Below are 26,361 nucleotides of genomic sequence, written 5' to 3'. Positions count from 1 at the left end.
GGGGCGTCGGCGCGGGCAGAATGACGGCCATGCGATGGAACGGGCGGCGGGTGTGGCTGGGTGACGCCGTGCTCGCCCTGGCCCTGCTCGGGTTCGCGCAGCTCACCACCGGGTTCGCGGGAGCCAACCAGCCGGGGTCGAGACCCGTGGACGCGTTCTGCAGGGTGGTGATGGCGGTCGCCGCGCTGGCGCTGGTCGGCCGCCGCTACGCCCCGGTGGGCACCCTCGCCGTCGTCACCGTGGCCACCACGACGTACCTGGTGCTCGGCTATCCGTACGGACCGATCCTGCTCACCTTCCTGGTCGCGGCCTACACCGTGGCCCTGCGGCTGCCGGTGCGCCCGGCGGCGCTCGCCACCGCCGGCGCGTTCGTGGTGCTGCTGGCGCACGTCTTCTGGTCCCGGGGCCCGTCGCTGGGCTGGGCCGGAGTGCTCCCCGCGTCGGCCTGGGCGGTCGTACCCTTCGCTGCGGGCGTGGTCGTACGGGTCAACCGCGAGGCCGCCGCCCGCAGCCGCGCCGAACAGGCCCGCGAACGTGTCGAGCAGGCCCGCCGGCAGGCCGACGAGGAGCGGCTGCGCATCGCTCAGGAGGTGCACGACGTGGTGGGGCACGGGCTGGCCGCGATCAGCATGCAGGCGGAGATCGCCCTTCACCTGCTGCCGAAACGACCGGAGCAGGCGGAGGTCGCGCTGACCGCGATCGGTCGTACCAGTCGGGAGGCGTTGGACGAGCTCCGGGTCACGCTGGGCGCGGTGCGCCGGGGCGCGGAGCGCGAACCGGTGCCGGGGCTGGCCCGGCTCCCGGCGCTGTGCGACCGGCTGGCCGGCGCCGGTCTCGCCGTCGACGTGCGCCGCGACGGCGACCCTCGGGAGTTGCCGGCGGCGGTGGACCTGGCCGCGTACCGGGTGGTGCAGGAGGCGCTCACCAACGTGCTGCGGCACGCCGGGGTGAGCAGCGCCGAGGTGACCGTCGGCTACCGGGCCGACGAGGTGACGGTCGAGGTCACCGACCGGGGCGTCGGTGTCGCCGCCGGCCCGTTCGACGCGGCCGACGACCGGACCGGAGGGCACGGTCTGGCCGGTATGCGCGAGCGGGTGGCCGCGCTGGGCGGACGGCTGACCACCGGACCGCGCCCGGACGGCGGTTTCCGGGTCTGGGCCCGGCTGCCCGTGGAGCCGCCCGCGTGATCCGGGTGCTGATCGCCGACGACCAGGACCTTGTCCGCCTCGGGCTGCGCGCGCTGGTGGAGAGCGAGGACGACCTTGCGCTCGCCGGTGAGGCGGCCGACGGGCTGCGGGCGGTGGAGCTGGCCCGTCAGGTGCGGCCGGACGTGGTGCTGATGGACATCCGGATGCCGGGCATCGACGGGATCGAGGCGACCCGCCGGATCGTCGCCGACCCCGAGCTGACCGGCACGCGGGTGGTGGTGCTCACCACCTTCGAGTTGGACGAGTACGTCTTCGACGCGCTGCGGCACGGCGCGAGCGGGTTCCTCACCAAGGACACCCGGCCGCCGGAGCTGCTGCGCGCCATCCGCCTGGTCGCCGAGGGGGAGGCGCTGCTGTCGCCGTCGGTGACCCGGCGGGTGGTGCGGGAGTTCGCCACCCGGCCGTCGAGGGCACCCCGTCCGCACCCGCGGCTGGACACCCTCACCGACCGGGAACGCCAGGTCGTCGGCCTGGTCGGGGAGGGCCTGAACAACGAGGAGATCGCCGCCCGGCTGGTGGTGAGCCCGGCGACCGCGCGGACCCACGTCAGCCGGGCCATGGGCAAGCTGGGAGCCCGGGACCGGGCCCAGCTCGTCGTCTTCGCGTACCAATCGGGCTTGGTCTCGGGGTGAGGCCGGGCCGCCAGCGGCCGTGCGGCGGGGCGGCTACCCTAGCGGTGGCCGGACTCCGCAGTGCCGGCCGCGTTGTGCCCGCCGGAACACTGACAAACGGGATGTTCGCGTGTTTGACACCTTGAGTGACCGCCTGTCCGGGATCTTCACCAAGCTCCGCGGCAAGGGACGGCTCACCGACGCCGACATCGACGCCACCGCGCGCGAGATCCGCCTCGCGCTGCTGGAGGCGGACGTCGCGCTGCCGGTGGTCAAGGGCTTCATCGCGGCCGTCAAGGAGCGCGCCCGCAGCGCCGAGGTCTCCCAGGCGCTCAACCCGGCCCAGCAGATCATCAAGATCGTCAACGAAGAGCTGATCAACGTGCTCGGCGGCGAGGGCCGGCGGCTCCAGTTCGCCAAGCAGCCGCCCACGGTGATCATGCTGGCCGGCCTCCAGGGTTCCGGTAAGACCACCCTCGCCGGCAAGCTGGCCCGCTGGCTCAAGGGCCAGGGACACCAGCCGCTGCTGGTCGCCGCCGACCTCCAGCGCCCCAACGCCGTCGGGCAGCTCCAGGTGCTCGGTGGCCGGGCCGGCGTCGAGGTGTACGCCCCGGAGCCCGGCAACGGCACCGGCGACCCGGTGCAGGTGGCCCGCGCCTCGATCGAGCACGCGAAGCGCGCCGCCCGCGACATCGTCATCGTCGACACCGCCGGCCGACTCGGCATCGACGCCGAGATGATGCAGCAGGCCGCCGACATCCGCGACGCCGTCTCACCCGACGAGGTCATCTTCGTCATCGACGCGATGGTCGGTCAGGACGCCGTCCGCACCGCCGAGGCGTTCCGCGACGGCGTCGGCATCACCGGCGTGGTGCTCTCCAAGCTCGACGGCGACGCCCGTGGTGGCGCCGCGCTCTCCGTGCGCGAGGTGACCGGGCAGCCGATCCTGTTCGCGTCCACCGGCGAGAAGCTGGAGGACTTCGACGTCTTCCACCCCGACCGGATGGCCAGCCGGATCCTCGGCATGGGCGACGTCCTCACTCTGATCGAGCAGGCCGAGCAGGCCTTCGACTCGGATCAGAAGGAGAAGATGACCGCCAAGCTGATGGGCGGCGAGCAGTTCACGCTCGACGACTTCCTCGACCAGCTCATCGCGGTGCGGCGGATGGGCCCGATCGCCAACGTGCTGGCCATGATGCCGGGCATGGGGCAGATGAAGGACCAGCTCGCCGAGCTGGACGACAGCCACTTCGACCGGGTCACCGCGATCATCCGGTCGATGACCCCGGGCGAGCGCACCAACCCGAAGATCATCAACGGTTCCCGCCGGGCGCGCATCGCCAACGGCTCCGGGGTCACCGTGATGGACGTCAACCAGCTGCTCAACCGCTTCGCCGACGCGCAGAAGATGATGAAGCAGATGGGCGGCATGATGGGCCTGCCCGGTGGTGGCCGCCGCAAGGCGACGAAGTCCCCCAAGAACAAGCGCAAGGGCACCAAGGGTGGCGGTCGTCCGCGTACGGGCGCCGGCGCCGGGCTCCCGGGCGGTTTCCCGGGTGGCATGCCGCAGCTCCCGCCGGGGATGGACCCGAACGACCTCGCTGGTGGCCAGGGCCTGCCGCCCGGCTTCAAGCTCCCGAAGATCGACTTCAACAAGCTCGGCAAGGGCGGCGACAAGGGCCCGCGCTGACGCGCGTCGGTGACGGCGGGCGACGTGGGAGGTCCCGGTGGACGTGGCCGGCCCTGACCGCTCGGAGGAACGACCTGCTCGTCGCCGAGGAGGGCTGATCGGGTAGGACTGTGCGCATGGCTCTTCATGTGCGCGGTGTGCTGCTCCCCGACGACGAGGTCCGGGATCTCTGGCTGGTCGGCGACCGGGTCACCTTCACCCCGGTGCCCGGAGCGGAGACGGTGATCGACGGCGGGTTCGTCCTCCCGGGGCTGGTCGACGCGCACTGCCACATCGGCATCGCCCGCGGTGGCGCCCCGATCACGTCGCTCGACCAGGCCCGCGAGTTGGCCCACACCGACCGGGACGCCGGGGTGCTGGCGATCCGCGACGCCGGGTCGCCGTACCCGTACGCCGAACTCGACGACGAACCGGACCTGCCGCGGCTGGCCCGCGCCGGCCGGCACGTCGCGCCCCCGAAGCGCTACCTGCGCGACATCGGCGTCGAGGTCGGCGCGGCCGAGGTGGCCGCGACGGTGGCCGCGCAGGCCCGGGCCGGCAACGGCTGGGTGAAGCTGGTCGGCGACTGGATCGACCGGGGCGTGGGGGACCTCGCGCCAGCCTGGGACGCCGACACCCTCACCGCCGCCGTACGGGCCGCGCACGACGCCGGGGTACGCGCCGCGGTGCACACCTTCTCCGAATCGGCCGTCGAGATCATGGTGCGGGCCGGGGTGGACTCGGTGGAGCACGGCACCGGGCTGAGCCTCGACCTGATCGACGAGATGGCCCGTCAGGGCACCGCGCTGGTCCCCACAATGATCAACATCGCCACCTTCGGGGGCATCGCCGAGCAGGCGCGGGGCAAGTTCCCCGGCTACGCCGAGCACATGCTCGCGCTGCGCGACCGCTTCCCGGAGGTGGTGCGCGCCGCACACGAGGCAGGCGTGCCGATCTACGTGGGCACCGACGCCGGTGGTGGCATCGACCACGGCCTGGCCGCCGAGGAGATGCTGCTGCTGCACGAGCGCGCCGGCATGGCACCGATCGACGTGCTCGCCGCCGCATCCTGGGGCGCCCGCGAATGGCTCGGCTTCCCCGGCCTGGTCGAGGGCGGCCTCGCCGACCTGACCGTCTACCCCGAAGACCCCCGCCACGACCTCCGCGTCGTCCGTGCCCCGTCCCGCACGATCCTGCGCGGCCGAGTCCTCCGCTGACCTCGCGCCGGCCGCGCTGGCCTCGCGCCGGCCGCGCGGGGCCGCGCCGCGCTGGGTCGCGCCGCAAGATCGTGCTGGATCCAGGAAGTAGCGGCCTCGGCGTCGTGGGGATGCCACTGGAACCAGGATTGAGCACGATCTTGTCGGGCGGAGAGGCCGGCGAGGGAAGATCCGCGCAACTTCCCTGATGTTGCTGCCTCACGCTCGCCGGAGGCAGCAACATCACTGATGTTGTGCGGATCTTGGCGTGGGGCATGGGGCGTGGGCGTGGCAGGCCGGGGGCGGAGGTGCGTGCGGGCGCGACGGTTCGCGTACGACGACGTGGGAGCGTCAGCGGGGCGGGCGGGTGGTCGCGGCGGCGGCGAAGAGGTGCACGGCCAGGTCGGCCAGGGCCGCGGCGGTCTGGTCGATCGGGGATCGCGGGAGCACGATGTGGCTCACCACCAGACGGACGATCGTGTCTGCGGCGAATGCCAACGCTGCCTGGTCCGCTCCCGGCAGGTGGTCACCGGCCCACTCGATCAGCGCGCCGGACGCCTCGGTGAGGACCACCTCGGCCCGGGTGGTGAGGTACGGGAGCAGTTCGTCCGAGCCGCCCCGGGCGCTGGTGAGGATGGCCTTGACCAGCGGGTTGTCGGCCGCCGTGGCGAGGGTGTGGGCGATCGCGGCGTACGCGCCGGCCCGTACGTCGGCACCGTGCGCGAGCAGCGCCTCCCGGACGTCGCCGACGAACCGGTCCACTTCGCGTCGGGCGAGCGCCTCGGCGAGGCCCGCCTTGCTGCCGAACTCGTTGTAGACGGTCTGCCGACTGACCCCCGCCGTGGTGGCCACGCCGCCCATGCGGACCGCGTCCCAGCCGGCGGCGATGGTCCGTGCGCGGGCGGCGTCCACGATCGTGTCCCGCAGTCGCTGGCGTGGTGAGTCGGTCGCAGTCATGGTGGTCGAATTCTACGGGCGGGCCGCTACCCCGCCCAGCGCCCGCTGCCCGCCCCCGCCCAGCGCCCGCCGCGCCCCGGCAAGGGCGGGTCGCGCGCCCCGCCCAGCACCGGTCGCGCGGCGCGGCGCCTCCCGGGCGCGGCGGGGACCCGCGTGGCGCATAGGATGTGCGGTCATGGCACGCGTGCTCACTCCCCGTGCGGAGGACTTCCCCCGCTGGTACCAGGACCTGATCGCCAAGGCGAAGCTGGCCGACAACGGCCCGGTCCGCGGCACCATGGTCATCCGCCCCGCCGGCTACGCCATCTGGGAGCGGATGCAGGCCGAGATGGATGCCCGGATCAAGGCGGCCGGCGCGGAGAACGCGTACTTCCCGCTGTTCATCCCGGAGAGCTACCTCAAGCGCGAGGCCCAGCACGTCGAGGGCTTCTCGCCGGAGCTGGCGGTCGTCACCCACGGTGGCGGCAAGCAGCTCGCCGAGCCGGTGGTGGTGCGCCCCACCAGCGAGACGGTGATCGGCGAGTTCATGGCCAAGTGGATCGACTCGTACCGGGACCTGCCGCTGCTGCTCAACCAGTGGGCCAACGTGGTCCGGTGGGAGCTGCGCCCGCGGATCTTCCTGCGGACCAGCGAGTTCCTCTGGCAGGAGGGGCACACCGCGCACGCCACCCGTGAGGACGCCCGCGCCTACGCGCGGCGGATCCTGCACGAGGCGTACGAGGATCTGATGGTGAACGTGCTCGGCATCCCGGTGGTGGTGGGCCTGAAGACGGCCCGTGAGCGCTTCGCCGGGGCCACCGCCACGTACACCTGCGAAGGCATGATGGGCGACGGCAAGGCGCTCCAGTTGGGCACCAGCCACGAGCTGGGCCAGAACTTCGCCAAGGCGTTCGACATCAGCTACTCCGCCAAGGAGGGCGGTCGCGAGCACGCGTGGACGACCTCCTGGGGCACGTCGACCCGGATGCTCGGTGGCCTGATCATGGCCCACGGCGACGACAACGGCCTGCGGGTGCCGCCGCGGCTGGCGCCCATCCAGGCGTACATCATGATCGTCAAGGATGGCGAGGGCGTCGGCGAGGCGGCGGCCAAGCTGCGCGACGGCCTGCGCGACGCCGGTGTCCGGGTCGCGCTCGACGACCGGACCGACACCGCGTTCGGCCGCCGGGCCGTCGACGCCGAGCTGCGCGGCTATCCGGTACGCGTCGAGGTCGGCCCCCGCGACCTGGCCGTCGGCAACGCGACGGTGGTCCGTCGTACCGACGGGTCGAAGTCCCCGACGGCGGTGGCCGACGTGGTCGGCGCGGTCCTCGCCGCACTGGAGGCCGACCAGCAGGTGCTGCACGACCAGGCCCTCGCGCACCGCCAGTCGCGCACCGTCGAGGTGTCGACGCTGGCCGAGGCGATCGAGGCGGCGGCCACCGGCTGGGCCAAGGTGCCGTGGTCGGCGGTCGGCGTGGCCGGCGAGGCCGAGGCGAACGGCCAGGGCGTGACGGTGCGCTGCCTGCTGCGCGCCGACGGCTCGGTGCCGGACTCCGAGGACGAGCCCGACCTGGTCGCCATCCTCGCCCGCGCCTACTGAGGCGTCAGGAAGGGCCCCTTCCTGACGCCCGCGGTCGAGGAAAGGGCCCCCGCTAACAGCCCGGAGGTGCTGCCGTGCGCTTCGCGCCGGGTCGGCTGATCATGCACCGCAACGTGCGGCACGGTCGGATCGGATGGGTCCGGCCGGGTCGCGTGGTAAGCGACGACGAGCGGGGTCTGCTGGTGTGGATCGCGCGGGACTCGCCGGTGGCCCACGAGGTGACCGAGGCGGGGCTGGGCATGCGGGCGATGCCGTTCGCCCAGTGGATCTCGTCGTCGTACCGGCTGGCGCACGGCCGCTGGAACGGCCCTCCGCTGCTGAAGTTCCTGCCCACCGGGGCGGCGCACTCCGTGTGGTGGTTCCGGGACGCGCAGGGCAGGTTCGCCCACTGGTACGTCAACCTGGAGGAGCCCGGTGTCCGCTGGGACGACGGCCCGGTGGCCGGCGTCGACGTGGTGGACCAGGACCTCGACGTGGTGGTGCGTCCGGACCTCAGCTGGGAGTGGAAGGACGAGGACGAGTTCGTCGAGCGTCTCGCCTTCCCGGACGACTACTGGGTGACCGACGAAAAGGCGGTCCGCGCCGAGGGGGAGCGGGTGATCGCGCTCGCCGAGGCGGGCCGGTTCCCGTTCGACGGCACCTGGTGCGATTTCACCCCGCCGGCCCAGTGGGACGTACCGGACGAACTTCCGCCCGGGTGGGACCGTCCGCCGGTGCGCTGAGAGGTGTTCCGGGTCACCGGTGACGCGGTGTCCGGGTCCGATGCGAGAGATCGGCGTCGGATCTGGCAGAATGGGTCGCTGGTATCCAGCGCGCGTCCGGCGCCCTCTAACCCGGGCACGTCGCTAGTCCACCGAGTAGTCTCCGGCCCAACCCCACGGGTCCGGTCGGCGCTCACCCACGCACACCGCCCACAGCGGGCTGGTGAGATCGCAACAGGAGCGAAACAACTGTGGCCGTAAAGATCCGGCTCCTGCGGATGGGCAAGATCCGCAACCCGCAGTACCGCATCGTCATCGCCGACTCGCGCACCAAGCGCGACGGCCGGGCGATCGAGTTCGTCGGGGTTTACCAGCCCAAGGAAGACCCCTCGATCATCGAGGTCAAGTCGGAGCGGGTCCAGTACTGGCTGTCCGTCGGCGCTCAGCCGAGCGAGGCGGTGCAGCGGCTGCTGGAGCTGACCGGTGACTGGCAGAAGTACAAGGGCCTGCCGGCCCCGCCGCCGCTCAAGGTCGCCGCCGAGAAGGCCGACCGCAAGGCGGCGTACGAGGCTGAGGCGAAGGCCGCCGCCGGGCTCGCCCCGGAGACCCCGGCCAAGCCGGCCAAGAAGGCCACCAAGGCCGCTGAGGCTCCGGCCGAGGCCCCGAAGGCCGAGGCCCCGGCGACCGAGGCTCCGGCCGAGGCCCCCGCTGCCGCTGCCGACGCCGGTGAGCAGGCCTGACATGCCTCTGCGTCCGGCGTTGGAGCACCTGGTCAAGGGCATCGTCGACCACCCGGATGACGTCCGGGTCCGGATGGTCGATTCCCGTCGGGGCAAGCGGCTGGAAGTCCGCGTGCACCCCGAGGACCTCGGCACGGTGATCGGGCGGTCCGGCCGGACCGCCAAGGCGCTGCGTCAGGTGATCGGCTCCATCGGCGGGCGCGGGGTACGCGTCGACATCGTCGACTCGTACTGATGCAGCTCGTCGTCGGAAGGATCGGCAAGCCGCACGGTGTCCGCGGGGAGGTCACCGTGGAAGTGCGGACCGACGAACCCGAAGCACGGTTCGCCCCGGGTTCGGTGCTGCGCACCGAACCCGGGGCGGTCCCGCCGCCCGCGCCGGCGAACGGGCCGGGCGTGCCGTTCCGGGTGCCCGCCGAGCTGACCATCGAGGAGTCCCGGTTCCACCAGGGTCGGATGCTCGTCGCCTTCGACGGCATCCTGGACCGCGACACCGCGGAGGCGCTGCGCGGAACCCTGCTCGTGGTGGACAGCGCCGACGTGGAGCCTCCGGAGGACCCGGAGGAGTTCCACGACCACCAGTTGGTGGGTCTGGCCGTGGTCACCCCGGCCGGTGAGCGCCTCGGCGAGGTCGCCCGGATCGACCACGCGCCGTCGTCCGACCTGCTGGTGCTGCGGCGCCCCGAGGGGCGTACCGCGCTGATCCCGTTCGTCCGGGCGATCGTCCCGGAGGTCGACCTGGCCGGTCGACGCGTGATCGTCGACCCGCCGGCCGGCCTGCTCGATCTTTAGGACCAGCCCGCATGCGCGTCGACGTCGTGTCGATCTTTCCGGAGTACTTCGCCCCGCTCGACCTGTCGCTGATCGGCCGCGCCCGGGCCAACGACGTACTCCAGCTCGCCGTGCACGACCTGCGGACCTGGACCCACGACGTGCACCGCACTGTCGACGACACCCCCTACGGCGGCGGCCCCGGCATGGTGATGAAGCCGGAGCCGTGGGGTGCGGCGCTGGACGCGCTCGCCCCGGCCGAGGCCCCGCCGCCCCGGCTGCTCGTGCCGTCACCGGCGGGTGTCCCGTTCACCCAGGCCATGGCGCACGAGCTGGCCGCCGAGCCGCACCTGCTCTTCGCCTGCGGCCGGTACGAGGGGATCGACCAGCGGGTCCTGGCGCACGCCGCCACCCGGATGCCGGTCACCGAGGTGTCGCTCGGCGACTACGTGCTCTTCGGCGGCGAGGTCGCGGTGCTGGTCATCCTGGAGGCGGTCACCCGCCTGCTGCCCGGGGTGCTGGGCAACGCCGGCTCGCTGGACGAGGAGTCGCACGCGCACGGGCTGCTGGAGGCACCGATCTACACGAAGCCGCCGAGCTGGCGCGGGCACGACGTCCCGGAGGTGCTCCGCTCCGGCGACCACGGCAAGATCGCGCGCTGGCGGCGCGAGGAGGGGCTGCTGCGGACCGCGGCCCAACGTCCGGACCTGCTGGCCGCGCTGCCGCCCGAGCGGCTTGACAAACGGGACATCGCGGCGCTGGAGCGGGCCGGATTTCAGCCGCCGCCGGGGGATGTGGCAAAGTAGGGGGGTTGCCGCATCCGTCCGCGCCCGCGGGCGGCTGCGAGGATCCCCGACCGGGGTCGGCCCGCCGATCACCACCCGGGAATCAGAATCACCCACCCGCGCACCGAGTGACGGTGCGCCGTGAGCCTTACGAGGACGCAGCGATGAACATCCTGGACGCCCTTGACGCCCAGTCGAAGCGGACCGACCTTCCCGACTTCCGTGCCGGTGACACCGTCAAGGTGCACGCGCGGGTCGTCGAGGGCAACCGGTCCCGTGTCCAGATCTTCCAGGGCGTCGTGATCCGCCGCCAGGGTGACGGTCTGCGCGAGACCTTCTCGGTCCGCAAGGTCAGCTTCGGTGTCGGCGTCGAGCGGACCTACCCGCTCAACGGCCCGGGCATCGACCGGATCGAGGTCGTGACCCGCGGTGACGTGCGTCGCGCCAAGCTCTACTACCTGCGCGAGCTGCGCGGCAAGAAGGCCAAGATCAAGGAGAAGCGGGAGAAGCAGCCCAGCTGACTTCCCGCTCGCCACGCCGCCTGAGCTGCGCGTATGCCGTACCGCCCAGACCGCACTACCCTGGTCGTACGGGCGCAGCCAGGCGGCGACCCCGCCTTTGTGGCGGGCAGCTGTCCACTACCGCCCGTGGAGCCTCGACGAGGCTCCCGGGCGGTGGTGTTTCTGCGGACGGGGGAGTGGCGTGGTGCAGACGCTTGACGAGGACGGCACCGTCGATCCGTGGCGCCGGCGGGTGCGCCGCGGCCGCCGCCAGATGCCGCTCTGGCAGGAACTTCCACTGCTGCTGGTGGTCGCGTTCTGCCTCGCGGTGCTGATCCGCACATTCCTGCTCCAGGCGTTCTTCATCCCGTCCGGTTCGATGGAGGACACCCTCCTGATCGGCGACCGGGTGCTGGTCAACAAGGTCGTCTACGACGTCCGTGACCCGGTGCGCGGCGAGGTGGTGGTGTTCCGGGGCACCGACCGCTGGGCGCCGCAGGTCGACGAGCAGCCGGAGCCCGGCTTCGTCGGCAAGGTCGGCCGCACCGTCGGGGACCTGGTCGGGGTGAGCCGTCCCGGCGAGAAGGACTTCATCAAGCGGGTGATCGGCCTGCCCGGTGACCGGGTGAAGTGCTGCGACTCCCAGGGCCGGGTCACCGTGAACGGGACTCCGCTCGACGAGCCGTACGTGCTGCGCAACTCCCCGCTGGATCTGCCACCCAATCCGCAGGAGTGCCGCTCCCGGCGCTTCGACGAGGTGGTCGTACCCCCGGGGCAGATCTTCGTGATGGGCGATCACCGCGAGGTCTCCCAGGACGCGCGCTGCCAGGGCCCGGTGCCGATCGACAACGTGGTCGGCCGGGCGTTCATGGTGGTCTGGCCGTCGTCACGCTGGGCCGCGCTGTCGGTGCCGTCGACCTTCGACGACGTGGCCGCGCCGGCCGCCGCCTCCTCCGGGGCGCCCCCGGTCCGTCCGTCCCCGCAGGGCGGTGTGCTGCTGATTCTCCCGTTGGCGGCCGCGCTGAGGGGTTCCCGCGCGTTCCGGACGGTGCCGTCCGGCCCGGCAACGTAGGCTCCTTGGCGTGATTGACGAGCAGACCGACAAGCCGCGCAGCTCCTTCTGGAAGGAGCTGCCGATCCTGCTGGGTGTGGCGATCCTGGTCGCGGTGCTGGTCCGCGCCTTCGTGCTGCAGACCTTCTTCATCCCCTCTCCGTCCATGGAGAACACTCTCAAGATCGATGACCGCGTGTTGGTCAACAAGCTGGTCTACGACTTCCGATCACCGCACCGCGGCGAGGTGATCGTCTTCAAGGCGCCCACCGAGTGGAGCGGCAACCCCGACGGTGAGGACTTCATCAAGCGGGTGATCGGCGTCGGCGGCGACCACGTGGTCTGCTGCGACGCGCAGGAACGCCTGATGATCAACGGCAGGTCGCTCGACGAGCCGTACATCTTCTCGATCGACGGGGTCCGCGACAAGCCGGCCGACCAGGAGTTCGACATCACGGTGCCGAAGGGTCGGCTGTGGGTGATGGGCGACCACCGGTCGGCCTCGGGTGACTCGCTGGAGCACTGGCAGCAGTCCGGGCAGAACATCACCGAGGCCACGATCCCCGAGGGCGAGGTCGTCGGGCGGGCGTTCACCGTCTTCTGGCCCGTCAACCGGGCCACCTGGCTGACGGTGCCCGATCAGTTCGACGGCATTCCCAAGCCGTAGAACCGGCGGGGGCATGGGCGATCGGCCGCACGTCTGGCAGGCTGGTGCGGTGACCGTGAGCGCGAGGAGTGAGCTTGCGAGCCCCGCAGGCGTGAACAGTGCCAATCGTGTCTACACCCCTCGACGCGCGGCACGGGTGCTGCTCGTCGACGCGGCCGGCCGGGTCCTGCTGTTCCACGGCTTCGACCCGGCCCGCCCGGAGCACCGCTACTGGTTCACTCCCGGCGGCGGGCTCGACGAGGCGGAGTCCCCGTCGGCCGGCGCGGCACGGGAGCTGGCCGAGGAGACCGGGCTGCGGGTCGATCCCGCCGAGCTGGGCGAGCCCGTGTGGTCCGACACGACCGAGTTTCCGTTCGACGGCGACTGGTACCGCCAGGAGCAGGATTTCTTCCTGTTCCGGGTGCCGTCGTGGCAGGTCGACACCGTCGGCTTCAACGACGTCGAGCAGCGCAGCATCGCCGGCCACCGCTGGTGGCTGCCGGCCGAGCTGGCCGCCAGCGGCGACCGGTACTACCCGCCCGAGCTGCCCGACCTGCTGGCCCGGCTCCTGCCGCCGGCCGTCGAGGCGTCGTGCTGACCCCGCCGCGCACCGTCGTACGCCGGGAGGCAGGCCTGTACGCGCTCGAACGGGCGCTGCAACGGCGCGGGTTCCGGCACGTGGCCGGCGCCGACGAAGCCGGTCGGGGGGCCTGCGCCGGCCCACTGGTCGCCGCCGCGGCGGTGCTGCCGGAGGGGCGACGCGGCGAGATCGACGGGCTGGCCGACTCCAAGCTGCTCACCCCGGCCAGCCGGGAGCGGGTGTACGCCGAGGTCGTGGACCGCGCCCTGGCGTACGCCGTGGTGGTCATTCCGGCCGACGAGGTCGACTCCCGGGGGCTGCACGTGTGCAACCTGGCAGCGATGCGCCGGGCGCTCGCCTCGCTCACGACCCGGCCGGAGTACGTGCTGACCGACGGCTTCGGCGTGGACGGCCTGGGCGTGCCGGGGCTGGCGGTCTGGAAGGGTGACCGGGTGGCCGCGTGTGTGGCGGCGGCCAGCGTGCTCGCCAAGGTCACCCGAGACCGGATCATGGTGGAGCTGGACGGGGTGTTCCCGGCGTACGGCTTCGCCGAACACAAGGGCTACATCACCCCGGAGCACAGCGCGGCGCTGCGGGAGCACGGACCGTGCCGGGAGCACCGCTTCTCGTACATCAATGTCGCCGCGGTCTCCGGCCGCGACGGCCGGCCGCCGCGCGCCCGACGGCCCGTCGGCCCGGCGTCGGACGAGCCGATGGAGCGCTCCTGGGCGTCAGGGGGTACCGTCGGCGTGGCGTTGGGCGAGCAGCCTCGGCCTCCGGCGCCGGTGGGGGAAGATGTGGTCATGGAAGGCGGAGTGCGATGAGCGCGGAAGATCTCGAAAAGTACGAGACCGAGATGGAGCTGCAGCTCTACCGGGAGTACCGCGACATTGTCCGCCAGTTCTCCTACGTGGTGGAGACGGAACGCCGGTTCTACCTGGCCAACCAGGTCGACCTGCACGTGCGTAACTCCGACGGCGAGGTCTACTTCGAGGTCGAGATGCACGACGCCTGGGTGTGGGACATGTATCGTCCTGCCCGCTTCGTGAAGAACGTCCGAGTGATGACCTTCAAGGACGTCAACGTCGAAGAGCTGGAGAAGCCCGACATCTCGCTGCCCGCCGACTCCGGCTTCGGCGGCTGAGGACCCTCGGCCACGCCACGGTCCCCCCATCCGTGGCGCGGCCCGACGCGCCGGTCACTCGGCCGGCACCACAACCTCGACGCGCTGCACCAGGTTGTTGGCGAAGCCGCCACGGTTCCACGGCTGCTCGACCGGCTGGGTCCGCCCGGACGCGTCGGTCGCCCGCGCGCTGAGCACGTACCGGCCGGGCGTCGCCGTCCACTCGTACCGCCACCGCCGCCACGCGAACTCCCCGCCCGCCGCCGGGTCCAGCTCGGCCGGCGCCCAGTTCGCACCGCCGTCGACGCTGACCTCCACCGCGACCACCGGCGCGTGGCCCGACCAGGCCCGCCCGTCCACAGTGCAGGGTCCTGCCGGGAGCAGCCGACGGCGCGTCATGAAGTCGGGAAAGCCCGGCGGGCGGACCAGCGCGCGCGGCTCGATCCGGGTGACCGGCACGCCCGGGTCGTCGGCGTCGCGCCGCAGCCGGTACGCCTCCGCGTTCTGGTAGCCCTCGAACGGCTCCGTCCGGACCTCGATCGAGCGCAGCCACTTCACGTGCGCCATGCCGTACCAGCCCGGCACGATCAGCCGCAGCGGGGCGCCGTGCTGCGGCAGCAGGGGAGCCCCGTTCATCTCGTACGCCAGCAGCACCTCCTCGCGCAGCGCGTCGGTCACCGGCAGCGCCCGCTGGTAGTCCTGCTCGACACCGCGCTCGACGCCATGGTCGGCACCGGTGAAGACCACGTCGACCGCGTCCGCGCCCAGGCCCGCCTCGCGTAGCAGCGGAGCGAGGGGCGTGCCGGTCCACTCGGCGTTGCCGACCGCCTCGACCAGCCAGGGCTGGCTCACCGGCCGGGGGTGCAGCAGGGCCCGGCCGTTGCCGGCGCACTCCATCGTGACCCGGTGGGTGACACGGGGTCGCGCGCGCAGGTCGGCGAGGGTGACGGTCAGCGCACGGTCCACCGCGCCCCCGACGGTCAACGCGTGCGCCGCCGCGTCGACCTCCGGGATGTCGTAGTGGATCAGCAGGTAGTGCAGCCCGGCGGGGGTCACGTCGTACCGCAGCGCCTCCAGCGGAAGGCCGTGGTTGCGGGCGGCGAGCTGCAACTCCTCGGCACTGATCGCCTCGTCGGGCTCGGCGAGCCGGGACGGGCCGCTCACGTCCGCCACCGTCGGCGTCCGGTCATCGACAGTGGTCATGCGAGGCCTCCCCGGTGCAGACGGCGCCACCCGCCGTACGCGGCCCAGCCTAGGCCCTTTGTTCCGGCCCGGCGGTGGTGACCTGGTCCGCTGTGCGTCGGGTCGGGACAGCGTTCCCATAACAGATCATCGGGCGGTTCGGTGGTCGTCCACAGGACCCCCGGTTGTCCACAGCTTCGTCAGCCGGGCTGGCGGACGGCCCAGCCTTCGCCGGAGGCTGCCGTCATGCGACCGCCACCCGACGATCGGATCCGCCGCACGCTGCTGCTCTGCGCCGCGCTCCCGCTCGCACTGACCGTCCAGCTCTGCGGGCTGGCGGTGCTGGTCGCGGCGGTGCCCGGCCAACCACCGACGCCAACCGTGCCGGTCGCGGCCGTGACCGACCCGGCGCCTGGACCAGTGCCTGCCGGGCGGTTCCGCTGGCCCCTCGACGGGCCACCTCGTCCGGTGCGCCGGTTCGACCCGCCGCCCCGACCGTGGCTGCCCGGCCACCGTGGCGTCGACCTGGCCGCCCCGCCCGGAGCGGCGGTCCGCAGCGCCGGGCCGGGCACCGTGCTCTTCGCCGGCCTGGTGGCCGGCCGACCGGTCGTCACCGTCGGGCACGCCGACGGGCTGCGGACCACCTACGAGCCGGTCCAACCCGCCGTACGCCCCGGCCAGCCGGTCACCGCCGGCACGCCGCTGGGCGAACTGCTGCCCGGGCACCCGGGTTGCCCGTCGCAGGCGTGCCTGCACTGGGGCCTGCGGCGGGGCGAGGAGTATCTCGACCCCCTCTCCCTGCTCGGCCTCGGCCCGGTGCGGCTGCTCCCGGTGCGCCCGCTCCCAGCGGACCCGCTTCCGGCGCACCTACTTCCGGCGCACCTGCTTCCCGGCGCCCCGATTTCGGTGCGTCCGCTCCCGCTCGGTCCGGGCGGGAGCGGGTCAGCGCTGGGCGAGCAACGCCGGCAGCCGAACGGCCAGCCGTTCGTACTCGTCGGCGGCGTTGTAGACCTGACCGGTGAGCCGCAGCCATCCGCGGCCGTTCCAACTCATCACCGCGACCTCGGCGGCGAGCCGCTCGCCGATCCGGGTCTGCAACGCCCGAGCCGCGTCGATCGTGGTGCCCGTGCCGGGCGGCAGCGGAATGAGGCGGAGAGCCACAGCCGGCCCGCCGGGGTCGGGCAGATCAGCGGGGGCCACCCCCAGCGCGTCCCCCACCACCCGCTGGCCGTACGCGGCGAGCGCGGCGTTGTGCGCCCGTACCCGGTCGACGCCGAGGCTGCGCAGCGTGAACAGTCCCGCCGGGGCGGCCAGCCAGGAGGTGTAGTCGAGCGTGGCCTGCCATTCGAGCCGGGCCGGGAAGCCGGCTTCCTGCTCCCACGAGACCACCAGCGGCTCGATCCGCTCCCGCCACTGGGGGGCGACCACCAGCAGGGCAGTGCCGCGCGGGGCGTACCCCCACTTGTGCAGGTTGCCCGCCCAGAAGTCCGCGCCGATGCTCGCGACGGTGGTGGCCAGCATCCCGGGGGCGTGTGCCGCGTCCACCAGAACGGGCACCCCGCTCTCGTGGGCCGCCCCGACGATGGCGGCGATCGGGAAGAGCCGGGCGGTGGCGGAGGTGAGCTGGTCGACGACGAGCAGCCGCGTCCGCCCCGGGCGCAGGCCGGCCCGGATGATCTGCACGATCTCTTCGTCGGTGGCGGCCAGCGGGATCGGCAGGACGCGGCTGACCGCGCCGGTGCGCCGGCACTCCCGCTGGATGGCCAGGCTCACCGCCCCGTACCCGTGGTCGGTGCTGAGCACCTCGTCACCGGGTCGCAGGCCCACCGACTGCAGCACCACGGCGACGCCGGTGGTGGTGTTCCCGATCAGCGCGCTGCCGTCCGGGTCGGCACCCAGGAACCCGGCGAGGTGCCGGCGGGTGTGCGTGATCCGGTCGGCGAGCCCCTGGGTGAAGAAGCGCAGCGGGTTGGCCTCCATCTCGTCGCGCAGCCGCTGCTGGACTCGCTGCACGCCGATCGGCACCGCGCCGAACGATCCGTGGTTGAGATGGCTGACCGCCGGGTCCAGGGAGAAGAGCAGGCGGGCGCCCGGGATCGGCTCGGGTGGCTGCGGGACGCTCACCCGATGATCGTAACCGTCGAGCGGTCCGGCCCCTGGGCCCTTGATCAGGCGCGGGGATGTGCCTGCCGGTAGGCGGCGCGCAGCCGCTCCACCGAGACGTGGGTGTAGATCTGCGTGCTGGCCAGCGACGAGTGGCCGAGCAACTCCTGCACGGCGCGCAGGTCGGCCCCGCCCTCCAGCAGATGGGTGGCGGCGGAGTGGCGCAGCCCGTGCGGGCTGGTCCGCGGAAGGCCGGCCGTCTCGGCGTACCCGCCGACGATCTGTCGCGCCGTCGTCGGGTTGAGCCGGCCACCGCGCGCCCCGAGCAGCAGCGCGTCGCCGGAGCGGGCGCCCGCCACCAGCGGTCGGCCCCGGCGTAACCACTCGTCCAACGCCCGCTGCGCGGGCACCCCGTACGGCACCGAGCGCTCCCGGCCGCCCTTGCCGAACACCCGGATCACCCGGCGGCCGTGGTCGACGTCCCCGACGTCCAGTCCGCACGCCTCGCTGACCCGCACGCCGGTGGCGTAGAGCAGCTCCAGCAGAACCCGGTCGCGCAACAGCACCGCCTCGGCGGCTGCGGCATCCGGCGCGTCGCCGACGGCTCCCGCCGCAGCCGTGCCGTGCGCGGGCGTTGCCGTCGTGGCCGCGTCCGGCGCGGGCGTTGCCGTCGTGGTCCCGCTGTGCGCGGCTGCTTCCGTCGCGGTCGTGCCGTGCGCGGGCGTCGGTTGCCGGGACGGCGCCTCCACCAGGGCGGCGGCCTGGTCGGCGCGCAGGACGCTGGGCAACTCCCGGTGAGCACGAGGGCTGGCCAGTGCGGCGCCCACGTCGGTCGGGAGCAACCCGGCGCGGTGCGCCCAGGCGCTGAACGCCCGCGCTGAGGCGGCCCGACGGGCCAGCGACGTACGGGCGGCACCTGTGGTCCGCTGCCGGGCCAGCCAGCTCCGCAGCACCGACAGGTCCAGCTCGGCCAGCTCCAGGCAGCCCATCCGCACGGCGTGGTCGAGCAACGTGACCACATCGGTGACGTACGCGCGGACGGTGTGCGCCGACCGGTTGCGGACCCGGGCGAGGTGCTCGGCGAAGTCGTCGACCGCGTCCCGCAGCGCCGGCGGCAGCGCCTGGTGGGTGGCCCGGGTGCCCCGGCTGGACCGGCTCACGGCAGTCGCGCCCACGGCGGCGTCGCGGTTGCTGCCCGCCGCGCGGCGTGCGCACCCCCACTGACAGCTGGCACGGCACCAGCGTACGGCCGCGAGTCGCACAACGCTCGCCACTCTGGTGCCGGTGTCGCCACACCCGACGGCCGGGCACCGCGATGGTGCGTCTGCTCATGAGCCGCCCGTCGAGCCGGTTGGCGGGACAAGGGCGTAACCGTCGTCGCGGCGCACCACCATGGACAGCTCCTCCAGCAACGACAGCTTGCGCAGCGCGGTACGCACGTTCACGCCGGCCCGGGCGGCGAGCGCGTCCACACCCCGTACGCCCCGGCGGGGCAACGCCTCCAGCAGGGATCGGGCGTCGTCGTCCAAGGCGTCGGTCGGCCGCTGCGGGCCACGGGCCAGCGGGGCCAGGTCCGCGCCGACCCGGCCCACCTCCTCGAGCACGTGCGCCACCCCGGTGACCAGCCGCACCTCGGCGCACTCGCGGAGCAACTCGTGTGCCCCGACGGACATCGCCGAGGTCACCGGCCCGGGCACGACCATCGCGACCCGCCCGGTGTGGATGGCCCGCCGGGCGGTCTGCGTCGCGCCGCTGCGCGCCGACGCCTCCACCACGACGGTGCCGAGGGTGCCCCCGGCGATGACCCGGTTGCGGATCAGGAACCGGGGACGCAGCGGCTCGGCGCCGGGTGGCCACTCGCTGACCAGCAGCCCCGTGTCGGCGATCCGGTCGAAGAGCGCGGTGTTGCCCATCGGATACGGCCGGTCCACCCCGCAGGCCAGCACCGCGACGGTCAACCCGCCCGCGTTGAGGGCACCCCGGTGGGCTGCCGCGTCGATGCCGAACGCGCCGCCGGAGACCACTGTCCAGTCCCGCTCGGCCAGCCCGTACCCCAGTTCGGTGGCGACGTGCTGGCCGTAACCGGTGGCCGCCCGCGCGCCGACCACCGCCACCGAGCGCTCCAGCGCCTCGCCCAGGTCCCAGGCCCCGCGTACCCAGAAGCAGAGCGGCGGCGCGGTCTCGCCGTCCACCCGGCGGATGGCGTTCGGCAGCCGGAGCGTCTTCAGGCCGGCCACCCGGACCGGCCACTCCGCGTCGTCGGGGGTGACCAGGCGGGCGCCGAGCCGGTCGGCCCTCGCCAACGCCTCGGCGGCGACCGCCCGCGCGTCACCGGCGGCCGACCGGGCGGCCACCGTGCTGTGTAGCCAGCCGTCGGGGCTACCGCCGTCGAGCAACAGATCCAGTGTCGCGACCGGACCGAGTCGGTCGACCAGTTGGTACACCGCCCGGGTGCCCGGCTCGGCCAACCAGGTCAGCGCCACCCGGGCCAGCCTGCTCTCCTCGTCGGCGCTCATGCCGCCTCCCCCGTTCGTAGTTGGATCGCCTCTCGTACGTCGTCGCGGTCCGGCCGGTCCCGGCCGTCCAGGTCCGCGATGGTCCAGGCCATCCGGATCACCCGGTCGAAGCCCCGCGCCGAGAGTGAGCCGGAGTCGAGTCGGCCGCGCAGCTCGGCGGTGACCGGCGCCGGGAGCCGCCACGGCGGGCGGCGCAGGAGCGGGCCGTCCACCTCGGCGTTGAGTCGCCGCCCGAGGCCGGCCCAGCGGGCGGCGGCCGCGCGGCGGGCCGCCGCGACCCGGGCGGCGACAGTCGCCGAGGACTCGGCGTCGCCGACGGACGCCATCAGCTCCGCCGCCCGGACCGGCATCAGCCGCACCTGCACGTCGATCCGGTCGAGCAGCGGCCCGGAGAGCCGGCCCAGGTAGCGACGGCGCACCAGCGGCGAGCACTCGCAGTACGCGTCGCCGGACGGTTTCGCGCACGGGCACGGATTGGCGGCCAGCACCAGTTGGGTCCGGGCCGGGTACTCGGTGCCGCCCCCGCTGCGGCTCAGCAGGATGCGACCGTTTTCCAGCGGCTGGCGCAGCGCCTCCAGCGCGCCCTTGCTGAACTCCGGCGCCTCGTCCAGGAACAGCACCCCGCGGTGGGCCAGCGACACCGCGCCGGGGCGGGCCAGCCCGGAACCGCCGCCGACGAGGGACGGGATCGTCGCCGTGTGGTGCGGCGCCTGGAACGGCGGCCGGCGCAGCAGTCGACCACCCGGTGGCAGCAGCCCGGCGACCGAGTGCAGCGCGGTCACCTCCAGCGCCGCGTCGTCGTCCAGCTCGGGCAGGAGCGACGGCAGCCGCTCGGCCAGCATCGTCTTACCGGCGCCCGGAGGGCCGAGCAGCGCGATGTGGTGCCCGCCCGCCGCGGCGACCTCCAGCGCCCGCCGGCCCAGCTGCTGCCCGGCGACCTCGGCGAGGTCGGGTCCGCCGGATACCGGTGCCGGCGCGTCCGGCGGTGGTTCGATCAGCGGGCTGCCGTCGCGGACGAAGGCGACCAGCCGGTGCAGCGTGTCCACCGCCCGCACCCGTACGCCGGGGATGACCGCGGCCTCGGCGGCGTTGCCGGTCGGCACGATGACCCGTTCGACGCCGGCCTTGGCCGCTGCGGCGACCATCGGCAGCACCCCGCGCACCGGCCGGACCGTGCCGTCCAGGCCCAGCTCGCCGAGGACCACTACCCCCTCCAGCGGGAGCAGCGGCAGCTCACCCGAGCCGCCCAGCAGCGCGGCGGCGATGGCCAGATCGAACGCCGAGCCGAACTTCGGCAGCGTGGCCGGCAGCAGGTTCAGTGTGATCCGCCGGTTGGGCCAGCGTTGGCCGGAGTTGACCACGGCGGCCCGGACCCGGTCCCGGGCCTCGTGCAGGGCCGTGTCCGGCAGACCGGAGATCACCACGGCCGGCAGGCCGGCGGCCAGGTCCGCCTCGACCTCGACGAGGTGGCCGGTGACGCCGACCAGCCCCACGCAGAGCACCTTCGCGTAGCTCATGACGCGTCACCGATCCGTCGGCGGCGCATCTCAGAACGCGCCCTTGAGGTGGTCGACCTGCGCGGGACCGGCGGCGGGCAGTCGTACCGACAGCACGTCGAACCGCACCTCGTCGGCGCTGGTGCCGGTCTCGGCGAGCCAGATCGCGGCGAGCCCGCGCAGGCGACGGGCCTTGGCTGGTACGACAGCCTCGGCCGGTGTGCCGAAGCTGTCGCCCCGGCGCGTCTTCACCTCACAGAACGCGAGCACCGGCCCGTCCCAGGCGATGATGTCGATCTCGCCTTGCGAGCAGCGCCAGTTCCGGGCGATCGGGCGCAGCCCCGCCTCGCTGAGGTGCCGGGCGGCACACCGCTCGCCGTACGCGCCGACCGCCTGGTTCCGCTTCGTCATGGCCGCGACGGTGCCCGTCCGAGTGCGCGCGTCGCGACCCCGCGACGGCCCGGCTGTGGACGACGGGCGTCCTGTGGACAACCGGACGATCAAGCCCGCGCCGTGCTATGCAACGACCCGGACGAGGCGCTGAACCCTTCACCGGCCGACCGGGGCTGAAATGGCGCGGACGTGGCCTGTCGCATACGGTGCCTGACGTGGACGGACGACGGAGCTTTCCGGAAGATCAGGAGTCGCGCTGGTACCCCGACGAGCGGGGTCGCGGTTACGGCGATTCCGAGTGGCGCGGCGCGGGTGAGCCGCGATACCGGGACAGCGAGATCCCCGAGCAGCGCGGCGGCGAAGACGGTCGATCCCTCGAGGACACCGGCATCGGTCGACGCCGTGAGCCGGATCCGGCGCCCTTCGGCGCCATCCCGGAACCGGGCTCGGGCCGCTTCGGCGCGGTGGACGCGGGCCGCTTCGGTGGCCCGCCGGAGTCGGACTCCGGCCGTCTGAACGTGGTGGACTCGGGCCGCTTCGGTGGCCCGCCGGAGTCGGACTCCGGCCGTCTGAGCGCGGTGGACGCCGGCCGCTTCGGTGGCCCGCCCGAGTCGGACTCGGGGCGGTTCGGCGCCGTCGACGCCCAAGCGGGGATGTTCGGCAGCGGCGAGGCCGACTCCGGACGCTTCGGCGCTGTCGACCCGCTTGGTGACGCGCGTACGGAGGGGGACGGTTACCGGGCGACCCGCTCCCGCAGGGCGGATCGGGACCCCTCGGAGATCTCCGGGGAGCTGCCCGGCCGCCGGGCCGCCCGAGAGCCGCTGAGCCCGGCCACGCCCGAGGTGGCCCGGGACGCCACGCCGGAGGTCGCCCGAGACGCCGGGTCGGCGGCCGCCCAGGCCGTCGGGCCGGCGGCCGGTGTGCTCGCCGATCAGGCCCGGCCCGCCCCGCTCGCCGGATATCCGATCATCGAGCCGACCCGGGGCGGCGGGGAGCAGCCGCACCCGCTGGAGATGCCGACCGGCCCGATGCCGGGGATCGGCCCGCGGCCCGACCTGTCCGCCGGCGAGCCGCCGGTGTACCCCCAGCCGACCGACGGTGTCTACCGGACCCGTCGCCCGGCGTTGGCCGCGCTCTTCGCCCTGCTGGCGTTGATTTTCGAGATCCCCGCACTGCGGGTGTTGCTGGCGGGCGTGACCGGCGACCCGCTGGACGCTGGAAACGTCGTGGTGGGCATCTGCCTGGTCGCCGGGCTGCCGATCTTCGCAGCGGGGCTGTACGGACTCAGAACCGGCGGACTGGCGCTTTCCGACGGCGGACGGGGATGGCTGCGCCCTCCGACGGCGTACCTGACTGTCGGCCTGGTGCTCTTCGTCGCCGCCGCCCTCGCCGCCGGCTGAGTCCCACCCGCACAGCTCCGCCCGACAGACCCGCCGGCGGGCCCCGCCTGGCAGCGCTCCCGGCGGGCCTCGCCTGGCAGCCCCGCCCGCGCTGCACCCGGAGGCCGTCGGGCGGGGGAGGGGCGTACACTGGCCAACTGGCGACCGCCTCGCGCGGTCGACCTCGCGTGCCCTCTTCACGAATCGTCGTGAAGCGACGGCCTCCCTGGTCCCGATCTTGATCGGGCCCACCATGGGCCGGCGACCAGGCGCCAGGACGTCCGGCCACCGGCCGGGCGTGACAACCAGGGATCTTGAGGAGTACCCCACCCATGGCCGTCGTGACCATGCGCCAGCTGCTGGAGAGCGGTGTCCACTTCGGGCACCAGACCCGGCGTTGGAACCCGAAGATGAAGCGCTTCATCATGACCGAGCGCAACGGCATCTACATCATCGACCTGCGCCAGACTCTCGACTACATCGAGAAGGCGTACGAGTTCGTGCGTGGGACCGTCGCGGAGGGTGGCAGCATCCTCTTCGTCGGCACCAAGAAGCAGGCCCAGGAGGCCATCGCCGAGCAGGCGACCCGGGTCGGTCAGCCGTACGTCAACCACCGCTGGCTCGGTGGCATGCTGACCAACTTCCAGACCGTGTACAAGCGCCTCCAGCGGATGAAGGAGCTGGAGGGCCTGGGTGACCTCAGCGGCACCGCCGCCGGTTACACCAAGAAGGAGACCCTGCAGCTCTCCCGCGAGAAGATCAAGCTGACCCGCACGCTGGGTGGTCTGCGGGACATGCAGAAGCTGCCGGCCGCGGTCTGGATCGTCGACACCAAGAAGGAGCACATCGCCGTCGACGAGGCCCGCAAGCTGGGCATCCCGGTGATCGCCGTTCTCGACACCAACTGCGACCCGGACGAGGTCGACTTCCCGATCCCGGGCAACGACGACGCGATCCGCTCCGCCGAGCTGCTGACCCGCGTGGTCGCGGCCGCCGTCGCGGACGGTCTGATCGCGCGGTCGGGTCGTCGCCGGGGCGGGGACGAGAAGCCCGAGGGCGTCGCGAGCGACGAGCCGCTGGCCGAGTGGGAGCGCGAGCTGCTGGAGCCGAAGAAGGCCGACGAGTCGGCCGCACCGGCCGAGCAGCCGGCCGCTGCCGCCGCCGAGCAGCCCGCTCCGGAGCAGCCGGCGCAGGCCGCCACCGAGCAGCCGGCGGCCGCCACCGCGGAGTGACCCGCACCGTCGCTGCCCGTCCGTCCGTTTTTCCGCGGACGGCGGGCAGCGGCGGTACGCCGGGCACGATCCGCCCGGATCCGGGTAACCGGCACCTCTGACCATCCACACGCCGTCTCAACACCGAAGAGAGAGCCATGTCCCAAATCACCGCCGCGGACGTCAAGAAGCTCCGCGACCTCACCGGCGCCGGCATGATGGACAGCAAGAAGGCGCTGACCGAGGCCGAGGGCGACTTCGACAAGGCCATCGAGATCCTGCGCGTCAAGGGCGCCAAGGATGTCGGCAAGCGGGCCGGTCGTACGGCCGCCAACGGCCTGGTCGCCCACTCCGGCAAGGCGCTGCTCGAGCTCAACTGCGAGACCGACTTCGTCGCCAAGACCGAGTCGTTCATCGCGCTGGCCCAGCAGCTGGTGGAGCACGGCGAGCGTTCCGGCGTGAACAACGCCGAGGAGCTGCTCGCCTCCGAGCTGGACGGCAAGGTCGTCGCCGACCTGGTCCAGGAGCAGTCCGCCAAGATCGGCGAGAAGCTGGTGCTGAACCGCTTCGCCAAGGTCGAGGGCACCACCGCGGTCTACCTGCACCGCAAGGCGCAGGACCTGCCGCCGGCCGTCGGCGTGCTGGTGTCGTACACCGGCAAGTCCGACGAGGCGGGCGACGCTGACGCCCGTGGTGTCGCCATGCAGATCGCCGCGATGCGGCCGAAGTACCTCACCCGGGACGAGGTTCCGGCCGAGGTCGTCGAGTCCGAGCGGCGCATCGCCGAGCAGACCGCCCGCGAGGAGAACAAGCCCGAGGCGGCCCTGCCGAAGATCGTCGAGGGTCGGGTGAACTCCTTCTTCAAGGACTACGTCCTCGTCGAGCAGTCGTCCGTCGCCGACAACAAGAAGACGGTGAAGCAGATGCTGGCCGAGGCCGGCATCGAGGTCACCCGCTTCGTGCGGTTCGAGGTCGGCCAGGCCTGAGCCGCCACCGGGCGCCGCGCGCGCCCGTGGGCAGGAAACGTCGACGAGGAGGCCGCCGGTGTACGTGACAGGCACCGCGGCCTCCTCGTCACATAGGGTCGGCAGCGGCAGGTTCGCGGTAACGCGTCGCGCGGGGCGTGCGCGTGGGGGAAGGCGGGGCGGATGACGCAGGTTGTGAGTGACCGGACGCTGGCGGTGGACGATCCGACGGCGCCGCCGCCGGGGCGGGCCCGCCGGGTGGTGCTGAAGCTCTCGGGTGAGGTGTTCGGTGGCGGCGCGATCGGCGTCGACCCGGACGTCGTGCAGGCCATCGCCCGGCAGATCGCCACAGTGGTCCGCCGCGGCGTGCAGGTCTCCGTGGTGGTCGGCGGGGGCAACTTCTTCCGTGGCGCGGAGCTGCAGAAGCGCGGGATGGACCGCGCTCGCGCCGACTACATGGGCATGCTCGGCACCGTGATGAACTGCCTCGCGTTGCAGGACTTCCTGGAGAAGGAAGGCATCGAGACCCGCGTGCAGAGCGCCATCACGATGGCCCAGGTCGCCGAACCGTACATCCCGTTGCGGGCGATCCGGCACCTGGAGAAGGGCCGTGTGGTCATCTTCGGCGCCGGCGCGGGCATGCCGTACTTCTCCACCGACACCGTGGCCGCCCAGCGGGCGCTGGAGATCCGGGCCGACGTGGTGCTGATGAGCAAGAACGGCGTGGACGGCGTGTACACCGCCGATCCGCGGATCGACCCCACCGCCAGCAAGCTCGACTCGATCACCTTCTCCGAGGTGCTGCGCCGCAACCTGCGGGTGGCCGACGCCGCGGCGTTCAGCCTCTGCATGGAGAACGGCCTGCCGATGTTGGTCTTCGGCGCGCAGGGTGACGACACCATCATCCGCGCGGTGGGTGGCGACAAGATCGGCACCCTGATCACCGCCTGAGCGTGACCGGCAGCGGCCCGGACGACTTTCAGCAGAGCCCACGAC

27 protein-coding genes and 1 pseudogene are annotated in these 26,361 nt (G+C 73.1%); 21 read left to right on the top strand and 7 right to left on the bottom strand.

Annotated features, from left to right (window positions below; translation table 11 throughout):
• Positions 1 to 29: 29 nt before the first annotated feature.
• From AB0B97_RS28790 to AB0B97_RS28775, 4 genes are all read left to right on the top strand, one after another.
• Entirely contained in the window at positions 30 to 1,187 is a 1,158-nt protein-coding gene (locus tag AB0B97_RS28790) for a sensor histidine kinase (protein ID WP_357498051.1), read from the top strand.
• Positions 1,184 to 1,840, top strand: coding sequence for a response regulator transcription factor (locus AB0B97_RS28785; protein WP_234590136.1), 657 nt, complete (start codon positions 1,184 to 1,186; stop codon positions 1,838 to 1,840). Before AB0B97_RS28790 ends, AB0B97_RS28785 begins: the two co-directional genes overlap by 4 nt.
• Positions 1,841 to 1,949: 109 nt before the next feature.
• Positions 1,950 to 3,509 carry a signal recognition particle protein gene (gene ffh, locus AB0B97_RS28780; protein ID WP_234590138.1) on the top strand — a complete coding sequence of 520 codons (1,560 nt, stop codon included), beginning with the start codon at positions 1,950 to 1,952 and terminating at the stop codon, positions 3,507 to 3,509.
• 116 nt (positions 3,510 to 3,625) lie between these two features.
• Positions 3,626 to 4,705 carry an amidohydrolase family protein gene (locus AB0B97_RS28775; protein WP_357498048.1) on the top strand — a complete coding sequence of 360 codons (1,080 nt, stop codon included), beginning with the start codon at positions 3,626 to 3,628 and terminating at the stop codon, positions 4,703 to 4,705.
• Between the two features lie 330 nt (positions 4,706 to 5,035).
• On the opposite strand, the gene AB0B97_RS28770 is transcribed toward AB0B97_RS28775, so the two are convergent.
• A complete protein-coding gene (locus tag AB0B97_RS28770; RefSeq protein ID WP_357498046.1) occupies positions 5,036 to 5,641 on the bottom strand; it encodes a TetR family transcriptional regulator in 606 nt (201 codons plus the stop codon).
• A gap of 175 nt (positions 5,642 to 5,816) precedes the next feature.
• Between AB0B97_RS28770 and proS the strand changes: the two genes are divergently transcribed.
• From proS to AB0B97_RS28710, 12 genes are all read left to right on the top strand, one after another.
• The gene (gene proS / locus AB0B97_RS28765) at positions 5,817 to 7,223 is read left to right on the top strand and encodes a proline--tRNA ligase (RefSeq protein WP_234584219.1); all 1,407 of its coding nucleotides are present in this window, start codon (positions 5,817 to 5,819) and stop codon (positions 7,221 to 7,223) included.
• 74 nt (positions 7,224 to 7,297) lie between these two features.
• Positions 7,298 to 7,945: a DUF402 domain-containing protein gene (locus AB0B97_RS28760; protein WP_357498043.1), complete on the top strand. Its 648-nt coding sequence runs from the start codon at positions 7,298 to 7,300 to the stop codon at positions 7,943 to 7,945.
• Positions 7,946 to 8,175: 230 nt separating this feature from the next.
• Positions 8,176 to 8,664, top strand: coding sequence for a 30S ribosomal protein S16 (gene rpsP / locus AB0B97_RS28755; protein ID WP_357498041.1), 489 nt, complete (start codon positions 8,176 to 8,178; stop codon positions 8,662 to 8,664).
• Positions 8,639 to 8,899, top strand: coding sequence for an RNA-binding protein (locus AB0B97_RS28750; protein ID WP_172862164.1), 261 nt, complete (start codon positions 8,639 to 8,641; stop codon positions 8,897 to 8,899). The genes rpsP and AB0B97_RS28750 overlap by 26 nt, the downstream gene beginning before the upstream one ends.
• Positions 8,899 to 9,456, top strand: a complete 558-nt coding sequence (gene rimM, locus AB0B97_RS28745) for a ribosome maturation factor RimM (RefSeq protein ID WP_357498039.1) — start codon at positions 8,899 to 8,901, stop codon at positions 9,454 to 9,456. The genes AB0B97_RS28750 and rimM overlap by 1 nt, the downstream gene beginning before the upstream one ends.
• 11 nt (positions 9,457 to 9,467) lie before the next feature.
• Positions 9,468 to 10,241: a tRNA (guanosine(37)-N1)-methyltransferase TrmD gene (gene trmD / locus AB0B97_RS28740; protein ID WP_234584223.1), complete on the top strand. Its 774-nt coding sequence runs from the start codon at positions 9,468 to 9,470 to the stop codon at positions 10,239 to 10,241.
• Between the two features lie 143 nt (positions 10,242 to 10,384).
• Positions 10,385 to 10,741 carry a 50S ribosomal protein L19 gene (gene rplS / locus AB0B97_RS28735; protein ID WP_030335223.1) on the top strand — a complete coding sequence of 119 codons (357 nt, stop codon included), beginning with the start codon at positions 10,385 to 10,387 and terminating at the stop codon, positions 10,739 to 10,741.
• A gap of 181 nt (positions 10,742 to 10,922) precedes the next feature.
• Positions 10,923 to 11,792 carry a signal peptidase I gene (gene lepB / locus AB0B97_RS28730; RefSeq protein WP_357498037.1) on the top strand — a complete coding sequence of 290 codons (870 nt, stop codon included), beginning with the start codon at positions 10,923 to 10,925 and terminating at the stop codon, positions 11,790 to 11,792.
• A gap of 10 nt (positions 11,793 to 11,802) precedes the next feature.
• The gene (lepB, locus tag AB0B97_RS28725; RefSeq protein WP_234584225.1) at positions 11,803 to 12,438 is read left to right on the top strand and encodes a signal peptidase I; all 636 of its coding nucleotides are present in this window, start codon (positions 11,803 to 11,805) and stop codon (positions 12,436 to 12,438) included.
• Positions 12,439 to 12,451: 13 nt separating this feature from the next.
• A complete protein-coding gene (locus AB0B97_RS28720; RefSeq protein WP_357498034.1) occupies positions 12,452 to 13,015 on the top strand; it encodes an NUDIX domain-containing protein in 564 nt (187 codons plus the stop codon).
• Positions 13,009 to 13,821, top strand: a complete 813-nt coding sequence (locus AB0B97_RS28715; protein WP_357498032.1) for a ribonuclease HII — start codon at positions 13,009 to 13,011, stop codon at positions 13,819 to 13,821. The genes AB0B97_RS28720 and AB0B97_RS28715 overlap by 7 nt, the downstream gene beginning before the upstream one ends.
• The gene (locus tag AB0B97_RS28710) at positions 13,818 to 14,141 is read left to right on the top strand and encodes a DUF2469 domain-containing protein (RefSeq protein ID WP_007075222.1); all 324 of its coding nucleotides are present in this window, start codon (positions 13,818 to 13,820) and stop codon (positions 14,139 to 14,141) included. Before AB0B97_RS28715 ends, AB0B97_RS28710 begins: the two co-directional genes overlap by 4 nt.
• 54 nt (positions 14,142 to 14,195) lie before the next feature.
• Here AB0B97_RS28710 and AB0B97_RS28705 read toward each other — a convergent pair whose 3' ends face one another.
• Positions 14,196 to 15,323 (bottom strand): sulfite oxidase, encoded by a 1,128-nt coding sequence (locus tag AB0B97_RS28705; protein ID WP_357498030.1) that lies wholly within the window; start codon positions 15,321 to 15,323, stop codon positions 14,196 to 14,198.
• A 225-nt stretch (positions 15,324 to 15,548) separates the two neighbouring features.
• On the opposite strand from AB0B97_RS28705, the pseudogene AB0B97_RS28700 reads away from it, so the two are divergent.
• Positions 15,549 to 16,133 (top strand): annotated as a pseudogene (locus tag AB0B97_RS28700) (peptidoglycan DD-metalloendopeptidase family protein); the annotation flags it as partial.
• 111 nt (positions 16,134 to 16,244) lie between these two features.
• On the opposite strand, the gene AB0B97_RS28695 reads toward AB0B97_RS28700, so the two are convergent.
• The 5 genes from AB0B97_RS28695 to AB0B97_RS28675 form a co-directional block, all read right to left on the bottom strand.
• Positions 16,245 to 17,426, bottom strand: coding sequence for an aminotransferase class V-fold PLP-dependent enzyme (locus AB0B97_RS28695; RefSeq protein WP_357498028.1), 1,182 nt, complete (start codon positions 17,424 to 17,426; stop codon positions 16,245 to 16,247).
• A gap of 44 nt (positions 17,427 to 17,470) precedes the next feature.
• A complete protein-coding gene (locus AB0B97_RS28690) occupies positions 17,471 to 18,565 on the bottom strand; it encodes a tyrosine recombinase XerC (RefSeq protein WP_357498026.1) in 1,095 nt (364 codons plus the stop codon).
• A 168-nt stretch (positions 18,566 to 18,733) separates the two neighbouring features.
• Complete coding sequence (dprA, locus tag AB0B97_RS28685; RefSeq protein ID WP_357498024.1) at positions 18,734 to 19,921, bottom strand: DNA-processing protein DprA; 1,188 nt, start codon at positions 19,919 to 19,921, stop codon at positions 18,734 to 18,736.
• Positions 19,918 to 21,438: a YifB family Mg chelatase-like AAA ATPase gene (locus AB0B97_RS28680; RefSeq protein ID WP_357498022.1), complete on the bottom strand. Its 1,521-nt coding sequence runs from the start codon at positions 21,436 to 21,438 to the stop codon at positions 19,918 to 19,920. The genes dprA and AB0B97_RS28680 overlap by 4 nt, the downstream gene beginning before the upstream one ends.
• A gap of 30 nt (positions 21,439 to 21,468) precedes the next feature.
• Positions 21,469 to 21,828, bottom strand: a complete 360-nt coding sequence (locus AB0B97_RS28675) for a YraN family protein (protein ID WP_357498020.1) — start codon at positions 21,826 to 21,828, stop codon at positions 21,469 to 21,471.
• Positions 21,829 to 22,016: 188 nt separating this feature from the next.
• Between AB0B97_RS28675 and AB0B97_RS28670 the strand changes: the two genes are divergently transcribed.
• The 4 genes from AB0B97_RS28670 to pyrH all read left to right on the top strand — a co-directional run bounded on the left by AB0B97_RS28670 (position 22,017) and on the right by pyrH (position 26,316).
• The gene (locus AB0B97_RS28670; RefSeq protein WP_357498018.1) at positions 22,017 to 23,210 is read left to right on the top strand and encodes a hypothetical protein; all 1,194 of its coding nucleotides are present in this window, start codon (positions 22,017 to 22,019) and stop codon (positions 23,208 to 23,210) included.
• A 311-nt stretch (positions 23,211 to 23,521) separates the two neighbouring features.
• Positions 23,522 to 24,421, top strand: coding sequence for a 30S ribosomal protein S2 (rpsB, locus tag AB0B97_RS28665; protein WP_234584235.1), 900 nt, complete (start codon positions 23,522 to 23,524; stop codon positions 24,419 to 24,421).
• A 137-nt stretch (positions 24,422 to 24,558) separates the two neighbouring features.
• Positions 24,559 to 25,386: a translation elongation factor Ts gene (gene tsf / locus AB0B97_RS28660; protein WP_234584236.1), complete on the top strand. Its 828-nt coding sequence runs from the start codon at positions 24,559 to 24,561 to the stop codon at positions 25,384 to 25,386.
• 162 nt (positions 25,387 to 25,548) lie between these two features.
• The gene (gene pyrH / locus AB0B97_RS28655) at positions 25,549 to 26,316 is read left to right on the top strand and encodes a UMP kinase (RefSeq protein ID WP_151490294.1); all 768 of its coding nucleotides are present in this window, start codon (positions 25,549 to 25,551) and stop codon (positions 26,314 to 26,316) included.
• Positions 26,317 to 26,361: the final 45 nt, after the last annotated feature.

This window comes from Micromonospora sp. NPDC049004, from assembly GCF_040649315.1.
In the GTDB taxonomy this organism is placed as follows: Bacteria; Actinomycetota; Actinomycetes; order Mycobacteriales; family Micromonosporaceae; genus Micromonospora.
This window is presented reverse-complemented; position numbering and strand designations above follow the sequence as displayed.